The organism is Mitsuokella sp. AF33-22 (assembly GCF_003475755.1).
In the GTDB taxonomy this organism is placed as follows: domain Bacteria; phylum Bacillota; class Negativicutes; order Selenomonadales; family Selenomonadaceae; genus Mitsuokella.
The window spans coordinates 62139-74895 of the sequence record NZ_QRQA01000011.1 but is presented as its reverse complement, the minus strand read 5'-3'; the positions used below and the strand labels follow the sequence as shown (position 1 = coordinate 74895).

The following is a 12757-nucleotide window of genomic DNA, read 5'->3' as shown; positions in this document are numbered from 1 at the left end:
AGGGATTTGAAAAATTATCATAAAAAATTTTTCACCGTCTTCGTGCTATAATAGATGGGTAACATATTGATTCCAGGGGAGGGAATGTTTCATCATGAACGATTTACTCGATGTCCATATGCACACGCTTGCCAGCGGGCATGCGTACAATACGATCCGTGAGATGCTGACAGCCGGCAAAAAGCACGGCCTGCAGCTCGTCGGCATCTCCGACCATGCACCGGCCATGCCCGGCTCCACCCATCGGTTTTACTTCGAAAACATGCGTGTCTTCGACCGCCAGGCATACGGCCGGGAAGCCGGCCTCGAGGTTCTCATGGGCGCAGAGCTCAACATCCTCAATGAGACGGGCAAGGTGGACCTTGAGGAAAAGGCCCTGAACTCCCTCGACTACGCCATTGCCAGCCTGCACAAGCAATGCATCGAGCCGGGCAGCGTGCTCGAGAATACGACGGCCATCATCAGCGCCATGGCCAATCCCCACGTCAAGATCATCGGCCATCCGGATAATCCGACCTACCCGGTTGATTTCGATGCACTTGCCCGGGCAGCAAGGGAAAATCACGTGCTGCTCGAATGCAACAACAGCTCGTACCGCTCACACGGCAGCCGCGCCGGATCCCGTGAGACGGCGAAAATCATGCTGGCCGCCTGCAAGAAATACGGCACGCATGTCATCATGGGCAGCGACGCCCATATCGATCTCGATGTCGGCAACCATACGGGCTCCCAGGAAGTCCTCGCACAGGCCGGCTTCCCGGAGGAACTCGTCATCAATACCTCACCTGAGAAGTTCAAGGAATGGATTCGCGGTTAAAGCCGTCGCAAAAACGTTAAAAAGGAAGACAGCGCAGCGGGAATCCCCCGGAATGACAAAATTGCATGGCAGGGCCTCCGTCATATTGACGGAGGCTTTCGTGTTCCTTATAATAGTAACGTTATATGCGTAACGTTGTAAACAACGTCTGGAACAGAAAAGGAATGGTAAAACATGAACTTATTCCGCACCAAAAGCATCGAACAGATGCGAGAAACGGCCGCCCATTCAGGCATGGCCAAGACCCTGGGCGCCTTTGACCTCATCCTGCTGGGGATTGGCTGTGTCATCGGCACCGGCATCTTCGTCCTGACGGGCGTGGCGGCAGCCAAGTACGCCGGACCGGCCGTCACGATTTCCTTCATGATCTCGGGGCTTGCCTGCGCCCTCGCGGGCCTCGCCTATGCCGAATTCTCCTCCATCGTGCCGGCCTCCGGCAGCGCCTACACCTACACGTATGCGTCCCTGGGCGAATTTATCGCCTTCATCGTCGGCTGGAATCTCATCCTTGAATACACCGTCACGGCAAGCGCTGTGGCCTCCGGCTGGTCCGGCTACGTCACAGGTCTCCTGCTCTCCGCGGGCATCGACCCCGGCCACGCCTTCACGCATGTGCCGGCCGACGGCGGCGTCATCAACATCCCGGCCATCTTCATCACCCTGCTGCTCTCCGTGCTGCTGATCCGCGGCACGCAGGAGAGCACGAAACTCAACCGCATCCTCGTCGGCGTAAAGCTCACGGCCATCGCGATTTTCCTATTGCTGGCCATCCCGCACGTCAATACGATGAACTGGGAGCCCTTCATGCCGTTTGGCGTTTCCGGCATCTTCGGCGGCGCCGCCATCGTCTTCTTCGCCTACATCGGCTTTGATGCCGTGGCCACGAGTGCCGAGGAGTGCAAGAATCCTTCGCACGACCTGCCGATCGGCATCATCGGTTCACTCGTGATCTGCACGGCACTCTACGTCATTGTCGCCGGCGTGCTCACGGGCATCGTGCCGTACACGGAGCTCAACAACCCGGAGCCCGTGGCCTTTGCCCTGCGCTATATCGGCTACAACCTCGGCTCGGCTCTCGTCGGCGTCGGTGCCATCGCCGGCATCACGACGGTCCTGCTCGTGCTGCTCTACGGCCAGGCCCGCATCTTCTTCGCCATGAGCCGCGACGGCATGGTGCCGGCACGCGTCTGCAAGATCCACAAGCGCTATCACACGCCTTATATCGTCACGGTCATGGGCGGCATCTTCGTTTCCATCATCGCCGGCTTCGTCCCCATCGGCATCATTGCCGAAATGGCCAATATCGGCACGCTTTCGGCTTTCCTCATCGCGGCCATCGGCGTCATGGTGCTGCGCGTCACGAAGCCGGAAGTCCCGCGCACGTTCCGCTGCCCGTTCGTCTGGCTCATCGCACCGCTTGCCGTCCTGACGTGCGGATACCTCATGTACCACCTGCCCTGGGAGACCTGGGTCCGCTTCATCGTCTGGTGCATCTTCGGCTGTCTCGTCTATTTCGGTTACAGCTATCAGCACAGTGCGCTGGCACATCCTCACGAAGAGGAATAATTCCCCTCATGCACTTGAACATCCTTTGACAAAGTTTATGACCTGGGTATAAAATTAGGATTATAACAACTAGAAGAATTGTCCTCTGTGAAGGAAGGAATACCATGTTTGTACATGAACTGATTTACCAGGGAGATCCGGATTCCCTGGCCATCGTCGATCACGAGCGCCGCATCACTTACCGGGAACTCGGGCAGCACGTCGCTGCCTGCCGCGACCGCCTCTACGCCGCCGGCGTGCGCGTCGGTGACCGCGTCAGCATCTTCTCGCGCAACAGTGCAGATTACATCTACGCCTACATGGCCATCGCCTCGCTCGGCGCCATCGCCGTCCCCATCAACTTCCAGCTCAGCAACCGCGAGATTGCCTACATCATCAAGGACTCCGGCTCCCGTCACATCCTGACGTACCAGCCGCTGAACCTCGTCGATGCGCTCGCCGCGCTGCGCTGCGACATGCGCGTCACGCAGCATGATATCCGCCAGATGAGCAGGAAAGACGAGCGCATCCAGTCGGCACCGCCCCTGCCCGCAACGTTTGACGAGCAGAACCCCTGCGTCATCATCTATACCTCCGGCACGACGGGCGCGCCCAAGGGCGCTGTGCTCTCGCACCGGAACCTCATCGCCAATGCCGAGCAGATGAGCTTCATGGGCTGCGAGGCCAAGCATCACGTGCTCTGCGTGCTGCCGATGTATCACTGCTTCGGCTGGACCTGCTCCGTACTCTACCCGCTGTTCTGCGGTGCAGAGGTCGTCATCCTCGATTCCTTCACGCCGAAAGAAACGATCAGCGTCATCCGCAACGAGAAAGTCAACGATCTCTACATCGTGCCTTCCATCTGCAGCCTGCTGACCAAGCTGGCCACGAAGGAAGACATGGCATCGCTGCGCCTCGTCGTCTCGGGCGGCACGACCCTGCCGCTGAAGATCGAACAGGACTTCATGAACAAATTCGGCGTTGATATCTGCGAAGGCTACGGCCTTTCTGAGACTTCGCCGGTCGTCACGATGAACCCGCCGGAACGCCCGAAGGTCGGCTCCTGCGGCCCCGTCGTGCCCGGCATCCAGTGGAAGCTCGTCGATGCCGAGGGCAAAGAGGTCCCGGACGGCGAAGCCGGCGAGCTCGTCGTCAAGGGCGACAACATCATGCTCGGCTACTGGAATCTCCCGGAAGCCACGAAGGACGCCCTGCGCGGCGGCTGGTTCCATACGGGCGATGTCGCGCGTGCCGACGAAGACGGCTACATCTACATCGTCGACCGCATCAAGGACATGATCATCAGCATGGGCGAGAATATCTACCCGCGCGAGGTGGAAGAGCTCATCTATCAGTTCCCCGGCATCAGCGAAGCCGCTGTCATCGGCATCACCGACAAACTGCGCGGCCAGGCCGGCGCCTGCTTCTACAGCCTGCACGAAGGTGCCTCGATCAATATCCGCGAACTCAAGAAGTTCCTGCAGGCCAATCTGGCACTCTACAAGATTCCGCGTGAGTTCCATGAGCTGCCGTCCCTGCCGCGCACGACGACAGGCAAGATTGCCAAGCGCCAGATCCTCAAGGATTTCCTGGCCAGCAAAGACAACAAATAAAACAGATACTAAGAAACTGCCGCACATGACAAAATGTGCGGCAGTTTTTTAGTAAAAAGAGTGCCGGAAGCAGCCCTGTCTTTTATCTGGTGATGATGCGGGCTTTATCCGCCCTGAAATGTGGTTGACTTCACCAACTATATAGTCAAGAAAAACACCCGCTGCGTTCAGCGAGTGTTTTTGTCCTGGTTATCCTGCTTCTCAGAAATGGTAAGCCGCCCAGATGTTGCCGCCAAGACCTTCATGCTGACCGGCATAGGCTTTGAGGCTCAGGTTGACTTCCCACGGATTTTCCGGCGTTGCTTCCAGCTTACAACCGGCTTCAGCCATCAGGCTGCTGCCGCCGACATCCGCTTTGCGGATTGGCGCGGAAAGTCCGCCTGCCGAAACACGGCCCGTGCTCTCGCCGTCAAACTCATAGTCCCAGGCCAGGCCATAATAGAGATTATTTCTGCCCGAACGGTTGTTGATGCGCGCGCCGATGCGCAGGACATCGCTGTTCATGCTGTCAATCGCATAGTTGACGTCGCCGGCCGTGAACGTATCGCCACCGAGATGCGTATGGAAATACTTGCCATAGACATCAAGATCACGCACGGCACGCTCCGTGCCGCCGCGGCTCTCGCTTGCCGCTTCATCCGTGAGATCAAAGATATGGCCGACGCCGATATGACCGGCCCAGTAATTCTGACTCGTCCTGTAGCGCTGCGCAGAGCCGTCCGTGCCATGCAGGACAGAGTCGGCGTCATTATCGAGCTGGCCAAAGCGCAGGGAACCTTCGATATACGTCTTGTTTTTGCCGATGAATTTGCCCATGATGCCGCCGCCATTGTAATGCGCGTCACCGCTGCCCGCATAGCCATCGCCCGAGACATCATAATTGCCTTTGCCGTATTCGTAGAACACGCCATAGGTCAGATCGCCGCTGGTGAGCCTGGTGTCATTGCCAATGCCGGCCACGCCGTTCCACGTATGCGTCGTCACGCTGCTGTCCGTGTCGTAGCGGTCGCGGCCGCCGCCGATACTGGCAAACGTGATTGTACCATTGCCCTGGTTCTGCAGGCCGTCGAGGACGCCTTCCATGCGGTCACGGCCGGCAGCCAACGTGCTCATGCCTGCTTCGTTCGCGATCAGGGCCTGATGCGTCTGCTCCGTGGCCGTAACGACTGGTACCGTCTGTCCGCCATTGCCAGTTTCAACGTTTGTCGTTTCCATCTGGTAAACGACATTGCCATTGCTGTCAAGGCTCGCGATGCCTTTGCCGGTCAGGGCGTTGCCGATGTCCCATTTGCCTTCCTTGGCGGTGAGATTCCCGGCCGAAAGTGTCGTATTGCCCTTCGTGTCAAGCAGCGTCATGGCATAATTGCCGGCACTCGTAATGCTCTGCAGGGAATTGGCAGTAAACGAGATATTGGCCGTATCGACTTTCGTATTGGTAAGATCATAGGTCTTGCCGGCATCCAGAGACACGACCGTGCCACCGGTTTTCCAGTCCAGTGTGCCATAAGAGATCTTGTCAATGGAAGAAATCGTGTAATCCAGATTCTTCCCATTGTCCTTCAGGGCGCCGCTGCCAGTGACGGTGACCGCACCGTCTGCCAGGTCATAGCTGTAGCTGTTATTTGCCGCCATGGCATCCAGCCCCGTCACCTTGCCTGCCTTCGTCCCGTCCACGAGCGTCCTGCTGTCGCCGGCGGCCAGGAGCGTATCCGCACCCGTAATAGCCATGTTCCCATTGGAACCAAGCGAGAGAGCTGCCTGGCTGAAGTCAAAGTCATAGTTGCCGAGATTGAGTACAGAATCATCGCTGCCCCAGTCAAGAGTATCCGCAGACAGATTGACTGCACTCACCTTGAGCGTGCCCGGTTTCAGGATGAGGTTTTCTGCATCACTGTGGGCCGCATTGATCTCGGTCTTTGCTTCATAGAGGGCGCTGGCCGCAAGGGAATTCGTTTCATCCGCACTCTTCAAATCATAATCGAATCGATATTCTTTGAGTCCCGTGTTGCTGATATCCGCATTCTTCACATTTTCGAGAAGCGTAATGGTCTTGCCAGCTTTCACAGCAGCTCCGTTATCGCTGAACGAAAGATTCGACAAGTCGATTGCCGTGTCCGTAAGATCTGCTGTATTGGTAACCGCAAGGACTGTGTTGGCCGGATTAATGGCATAGAACGCGATCTTGTCGAATTTGTAAATCCCATTCACCGTGCCGCCATTCCATGTGCTCGCTTCGCCGCCGTCAATGACCTCATAGCCGTTTTCATCCGTCTTGAACTTCGATGTATAACCGATATTCAGGGCATTGCCACTGTGTGAATCGGGGTTTTCATTACTGGTATCTCCGTCGAGCGTGCGGGTATAGCCATAGAGATTTGCATACGTGATATCTGTGCTGCCGCTGAGATTGATGGCATTATCCGTAACAACGGGTCCTTCGCCTGCGACTACGTTGACAATCTTATTCTCTGCTCCCAGGGTACCGCCGGAGAGATTCACCACGTTCCCGGAAGCAGTCCCCAATTGGCTATAGCCGCCAATGATACGGGCTTTAGAAGAAGGCTCGATGGTGCCGCCGGAAATATTCACATAGTTATTGGTGGCACTGCCATTATTGGTATAGCCGCCCATAATTAGCAAATCAGTAGCGTCTTGACCCGCACGAACCGTACCGCCAGCGATGGTGACGCCATTATCCGTGACATTCCCATGGTTTGCCACACCACCACGAATGCCATTACTATCATCTAACTGGATGTTTCCGTTCTCGATAGTGACCGTATTGCCACTGACCTTCGTATCATTATCTTCATCGGTAGCAGAATTGCCACCGGCAATCGTGTAGAGGCTTAACGTCCCTGTACTATCAATATCCACCGCGTTGTGAAGTACATTTCCTCTTGTGGTAGAGCCGCCATATAACTTTACCTGGGAAACAGGGACACCCCGGTCAACCCAGGTACTGGAAATCGACGTATTCCCAGTAATGGAAAGCACATTATCCTTTACATGCGTATTGACAGCCTGGCCGCCGGCAACGGTGTCCGGCAGCTTAAACATACCGCCGGTCATACGGAGTTGGTTGCCGCTTACCACATAAGTGTCAGAGACAGCAGTATCCTTGTTCCCACCGTGATAACCACCGGCAACACTTCCCGCATACAGAGTCGTCGTGCCGGAAATGGTAAGTGTATTATCCGTCACATTACCGCCGGAGCTTTCTACATAACCTCCTGCTACGGCAGGGGCTGGATTGTTTATAGATTCTCCAACCGTGCCATTGTCTATGGTTACCGTGTTTCCTACCGCATTGCCACTTCCCGCAACATAGCCGCCTGCAACCTCACGAGCCGCCGTGCTGCCTGTCAAGGTAACGGAGTTGTGATTGGCATTGCCCGTATCACCCATAGCAAAGCCGCCGGAAACGGTCTGCGTTTTACTATTGTTTTGTACGGTGACTTCATTTGAAGAAGCGTCGCCCCCATTGGATATACCGCCGGCGATAATGGATTCATTCGTCGTGCTGTCAACAATTACCTTGTTATTTTTCGATGTTTCAGCACTGCCACCCGTGATAAAGCCACTGACGGTAGTCCCCGTAACGGTCACGGTATTTTCGGAGGTCTCACTCTCAGTGCCGAAATATCCATGAATATCTTTCCAGCTATCCTCTTTGCTGATCTGTTGCTTGGCCACAGACGGATCCTTGCTATAGGAAATGACCGCCTCTGTATCATTGACTTCCACAACGTTTCCAGAAGAATACGTTGCTTCCTCATTGCCTTTATTATATGGGATAACGGTAGTGTCAGCAGCAAAAACCGGGGTACTGCTCATCATCAGACTTGCTACTACAGCCAGTGCCAGCTGGCGTTTGGCGGCTTTGCCGTATTTTTTATACTGTCCCCCCCTGCTGGACAGATAACCGTATTTCATCGTTTCATGGTTCCTTTTTTTCATCTTCTGCGCCTCCCGTTATCCGTGGATTCTTGTTTTATCTCAGATGAATTGGCTCTTTTCGTCTTCTTGTAGAATCATCATAAACCGCTAAAAAAACGCGTGGAGCAAAATGGCACGAAAGGGCGGCTTTTTGTCATGAAAAGATAAGGTCCTCTTTTATCCGCCGTTGCTGCAAAAAAAAAGCACCCGCTTGTTCAGCAAGTGCTTTTCTCAACATATGTGTGCAGCAGATCTTTATTTTTTGCTGCCGGCTTTGCAGATCTGGTCGGCCCAGGCGAAGAGTTCGTCGAGATCGTAATCGCCTGCATGACCCTTGCCCCACGGCGAGGCAAAGTTGACATCATAGCCGGCATTCTGCAGCTTGAGCGCCAGTACCGCCGGCACGGCCAGGCAGGTATCGCGGTCCTTTGCGCCGTGGCGGATGCGCCAGTGCGGGGCAACCGTTACGCCTTTCTGACCGATATAGTAGAGCGGGTTCAGGCGCTTGATGTCCTCCCACGGGGCCAGCTTCGTGCCGGGCTTCGTGGTGCGCGTCAGCGAAAAGCCCGTGAAGTGGCGCGGCTCATTCGCCTCGGTGCCGAATTCATCGTTCTCACCCGAGCTCAGGTCGAATTTGTCAAAAGCAGGCGTGGCCTTGAGCCGCGTTGCCCACGGCGCATACTTCGTGAGATCGACGTCTACGACTTTGCCGTCTTCAATGGTCAGCCAGTCAAGCTCAGAAAGATCCTCGCCGGCATCGAGCGCCGTCTGCGCGGAAGCCGCATAAATTGACTTGATGTAGTCGGCAAAGCTGCCCGTACCGTCCTTCTCGAGCGTCAATTCCCGGCCATCGGCATCCTTGAGGTTCAGGCTGTTGATGTACGCCGGGTAGAGCGCCTTGAGCTGGCCCGATGCCACCTTCTGCGCATCGGTGAGCGGCGTGGCGGCGGCCGTCTCCGTCGGCGCATTGTCCGGACGGTTCGTCACGGCAGCTGCACCATCCGTGTTCGTTCCTGCACCCGGTTTCATCATCGGCATCATGGCGCCGCTGCTCTGATAGGCTTCATTGACGCCATTGAACATCCATTCATAGGCCATGTCCGCATGGTCGAGGTCGGTAATCGGGCAGTAATCCTGGGAAGCGAAGATATCATCGCGCTCATTGGCCGCACCGATTGCCTTGAGCGCCGCATCATAATCCCGGCTGTTGCCCGTTGCTCCCAGCAGGGCTGAGAGCGCACCGCCGGCACTCGTGCCGTTCGAGATGATCTTTTCCGTATCGCCGGCCGGCAGGCGTCCCTTGTTGTAGCGCAGGTAGCGCACAGCCGCCTTGTAATCGACGATCAGCGCCGGTGCCTTGCCGACATACGTCGTGCCGGCCGTCCCCACCGTCGTGCGGCCGCGGATTGCAGGTGCGGCGACAACATACCCCTTGGAGAGCGCGACGAGCGATGCATTGGCACCGCCGCTCATGCGGTCATTGACACTCGGCTCCTTGATCTCGCCCGGCATGTAGCCGCCCACGCCATTCGGCAGGAAAATCGGGGCCGTCTTTTTCGTATAGCCGTTGACCGTGCCGCCATCCTTGAAATAAGCCTCGGGGATGAAGATGCTCATCGATTCTGCTTCCACGGAAGCCGGTTTCGATACGTAAACGATGTTGCGATACGCGCGAAACGCGACATCTTCGCCGTTTAGCTTCAGCGTTTCCTTCGTATAGGCATTCTTATCGAATTTCAGGCTGTACGTCTTCTGCTTGGCGGCCGCAGCCGTCTTTGTCGTCGCGGCAGCGGCGCTCGTCTCCTGTACGGCCGTCTTCGCCACGGCAGCGGCAGCCGGCACGGCCTGCACCGAGGCATCTGCCGCCGCAGCCTGGCTGGTGCCTGCTGCAAACGGCACGGTCAGGGCGCTGACGGCCAGCATCGTCAATACGTAACGTTTCAAACTCATAGTATCCCCATCCTTCCTTGTCAACAAAAAAGAAAACCGCCGTCCTTTCCGGAATAGCGGTTTTTAATTCTCTATATGCAATGTCACTTGGCGGCTCATCGGAGCCGATTCATTCAGGAAAGAAGGCCGGCAGCCGTCTTGATGACAGCGGCCATCGTTGCCTCTTGCTGCGCGTTACTGACTACATTCACTGCCTTCTTGTCCTTGGAAGAAGCAACCTTCTCCGGAGCCGGATTCTTGGCATCATTCCGAGCCGGCGCCTTGGCATTCTGCTGCTCATTGCGCTCCGGGACCGGATTCTTCGTCGTATTCTTGTTATTCTCCACAGCCGGAGCTTTTTCCTTCTGCGCTGCCGATTTATTTTTTTCGGTTTTATTGCTGGCCTGATCCGGCTGGATTTGCGGCTCCTTCTGAATCTGCTGATTGCAGGCTGCCGGCTCGCGCCCTGCATCCTTTGCCGATGCCGCAAACGACGTGCTTGCCACCCCCAATGCCATGAAACCCGCCATCATCATCGTCAGGCCCTTCTGCCATCGCTTCTCTTTCATCATATCAAAACCCTCTCAATCCAACTGCCATAATGCATGATTGTCCATGCTGCCCTAAAGCGGCGTTTTGTTCTCTGCGGCTGTCCTGCCCGTCAGGTGTTCTTGGCAAGGACGGCACCGACGACAGCGCCGACAACGGCGGCTGTTGCCATTTCACCCGTGGAGTAGCTCTTTTTCGTCTCCCTGCGGTGTGTGCGCTTCGGCTGCTGCGGCTGGCGCTCCGGTCTGTGCAGATCGCGGTCGCGGTCATGGTTCTGCTCGATGCGCGGCGGATCGTAGTTGCGGTGGCTGACAGCCTCTGCCGAAGCCGAAAGCGTCGTGCTCAGGATGCCAAAGCTCATGATGCCGGCCAGTACGGCGGCAATCCCTTTTTCCACTTCATCATGATAATCTCTCCCTTTCTTGTAACGAGAGTGTGTTCTCTTTTGATGATTGCAGTATACGGGAACCGCCTTGCATTCGGCTTAGATGGCTGTTGGATTTCTGTTAAAACTGTGCCAGGAAGCGCTCGGCCAGCGAAGAGAGGTATTTGTCGCGCGGCCATATGGCCGCCAGCCTTGTTTTGAGCGCGGGCTCTTCAATCCGCTTGATGTGCAGGTTCTCATGCGCGGCGAGATCCACGGCTCCAGCCGGCGCAATGGCCACACCGAGGCCGGCGTTCGCCCAGAGAATGGTCGTGCGCGCATCATCGTTGCGGCAGTAAATGTCAGGAGAAAAGTCATGCGCCGCGCATGCATCCTGGATCAGTTGATGGAAACGGCGGTAGACGATCAGCGGCTTGGCCGCCAGCTCGTGAAGCGCGATGGCGTCGCGCTCCGGCGCCCAGTCAAGCGCCGCGGCCATCGCCGCGATCATGGGCTCCGGGCGGCGGTAGCGGCAGTTGAAGCGCGCGGCGTTGAACGGCGTGCGGACAATGCCGATTTCAATGATGCCCTTTTCCAGCATGTCAATGAGCTGGTACGTATTGCCATCGTAAATCTCGAAATGGATGCCCGGATATGCCTGACGGAATTTCTGCATGCCGGGGCTCAGCAGTATATTGCCCGAGGATGATACCGTGCCCAGCGTCAGCGTGCCGCTGAGTCCCCGCCGCAAATCATCGATCTCGCGCCTGGCCGTATCCGCCATATCCAGGAGCTGCTGCGCGCGGCGGGCCAGCATGCGCCCGGCATCCGTCAGCTCGATATGATGCGGGCCACGTTCAAAGAGCTTCATGCCGAGCTCCGCCTCCAGGAGTTTCATCTGATTGCTGAGCGGCGGCTGCGCCATATGCAGCTTCCTGGCCGCCGCTGTGATTTGCCGCTCTTCCACGATTGTCAGGAAATAATGAAGTTGTTTTAAATCCATACGCCCTCGCCTTCATACTTTTAAAATATGATATTTATACTATTCAGATATAAAAAATATACTTATCTTTCTTTTATCATAACAGTGTGCCGCATGAAAAACAAGCAGACCTTTCATCATGGCAGAACTGGTATGGCAATGCGCGTGATATATTCGTCCGGATCCGCCGTGCTGAGATCTTCGAGGATGCTCTCTTCATACGAGTACGGACCGGGAGAAATCTCCGGATGCGCAGCCAGATAAGCGCGCAGGCGGCCGTAAGCAGCAGATGTATCCATATAATCGCCTTTGAAATACGTCACGAGATAGCGTCCGGCCGAACGCACGGCGGCGATTTCTGCCGGAACATGTTCCAGGCTTTTGTCCGTAAGCGTGAAGAAACGCGTGATGAGCGTTTCCTGTCCCGTCGTCAGGAAATCGTCCCGGGCCACCAGTGCACCAAAGCCGTAGCCTGTATTAAGCCCGTTCGTAAGGATATAGCGCATATGCTCCATGATGATGCGCTCTACCCTGTTCCAGTCCTCCGCAACCATGGCGGCGCGCACGGGGGACGAATAGACGAGCGGCATGGCGGACATCTCCTCCACCACCACCCGGTCGCAGACAATCGAGCGGGCATGGACGAGTATGGCGCGCTGATTCTCCACCATGCGCTTCATGTCCTGCAAGCGCCGCAGTTCCTGCTGCAGCCATTCCTCCTGACTGGCCAGCAGCTTCTCGAGCCGCTCGGGACTGCGCGCGGCCATATAGCTCTTGATTTCTGACAAATCAAGCCCCATCTGGCGCAGCATGCGGATCATGATGAACGGATAGAGCTGCCGCACAGCATAACTGCGATAGCCGTTTTCCTCCACATGATCCGGTGAGAAGATCCCCTGTTCATCATAGTAATGCAGCGTGCGCTTGTTGACGCCGCAGATCCTGGCGAATTCTCCCGTGCGAAACCCCATCTTATGCGTCATTTTTTACCTCCCTATTGACATTACAGTTACTGAATA

9 protein-coding genes are annotated in these 12757 nt (G+C 56.3%); 3 read left to right on the top strand and 6 right to left on the bottom strand.

All coding sequences use genetic code 11. From position 1 onward, the window contains the following. Nucleotides 1-94: 94 nt before the first annotated feature. From DWZ54_RS08260 to DWZ54_RS08250, 3 genes are all read left to right on the top strand, one after another. Nucleotides 95-817: a phosphatase gene (locus DWZ54_RS08260; protein WP_118475459.1), complete on the top strand. Its 723-nt coding sequence runs from the start codon at nucleotides 95-97 to the stop codon at nucleotides 815-817. Between the two features lie 174 nt (nucleotides 818-991). After that, nucleotides 992-2383, top strand: a complete 1392-nt coding sequence (locus DWZ54_RS08255) for an amino acid permease (RefSeq protein WP_118475457.1) — start codon at nucleotides 992-994, stop codon at nucleotides 2381-2383. Nucleotides 2384-2487: 104 nt separating this feature from the next. Continuing rightward, the gene (locus DWZ54_RS08250; RefSeq protein ID WP_118475455.1) at nucleotides 2488-3975 is read left to right on the top strand and encodes a class I adenylate-forming enzyme family protein; all 1488 of its coding nucleotides are present in this window, start codon (nucleotides 2488-2490) and stop codon (nucleotides 3973-3975) included. A 201-nt stretch (nucleotides 3976-4176) separates the two neighbouring features. Here DWZ54_RS08250 and DWZ54_RS11815 read toward each other — a convergent pair whose 3' ends face one another. The 6 genes from DWZ54_RS11815 to DWZ54_RS08210 form a co-directional block, all read right to left on the bottom strand. After that, on the bottom strand, nucleotides 4177-7935 hold the full coding sequence (locus DWZ54_RS11815) for an autotransporter outer membrane beta-barrel domain-containing protein (RefSeq protein WP_147369912.1): 3759 nt from the start codon (nucleotides 7933-7935) through the stop codon (nucleotides 4177-4179). A 234-nt stretch (nucleotides 7936-8169) separates the two neighbouring features. Further along, entirely contained in the window at nucleotides 8170-9864 is a 1695-nt protein-coding gene (locus DWZ54_RS08230; protein ID WP_233541662.1) for a subtype B tannase, read from the bottom strand. A gap of 113 nt (nucleotides 9865-9977) precedes the next feature. Beyond that, nucleotides 9978-10415, bottom strand: coding sequence for a hypothetical protein (locus DWZ54_RS08225; protein ID WP_118475447.1), 438 nt, complete (start codon nucleotides 10413-10415; stop codon nucleotides 9978-9980). An 89-nt stretch (nucleotides 10416-10504) separates the two neighbouring features. Beyond that, complete coding sequence (locus tag DWZ54_RS08220) at nucleotides 10505-10789, bottom strand: hypothetical protein (RefSeq protein WP_118475445.1); 285 nt, start codon at nucleotides 10787-10789, stop codon at nucleotides 10505-10507. Nucleotides 10790-10898: 109 nt separating this feature from the next. Then, nucleotides 10899-11759 (bottom strand): LysR family transcriptional regulator, encoded by an 861-nt coding sequence (locus tag DWZ54_RS08215; protein ID WP_118475444.1) that lies wholly within the window; start codon nucleotides 11757-11759, stop codon nucleotides 10899-10901. Between the two features lie 116 nt (nucleotides 11760-11875). Further along, nucleotides 11876-12721 carry a MerR family transcriptional regulator gene (locus DWZ54_RS08210; RefSeq protein ID WP_118475443.1) on the bottom strand — a complete coding sequence of 282 codons (846 nt, stop codon included), beginning with the start codon at nucleotides 12719-12721 and terminating at the stop codon, nucleotides 11876-11878. Nucleotides 12722-12757 lie beyond the last annotated feature (36 nt).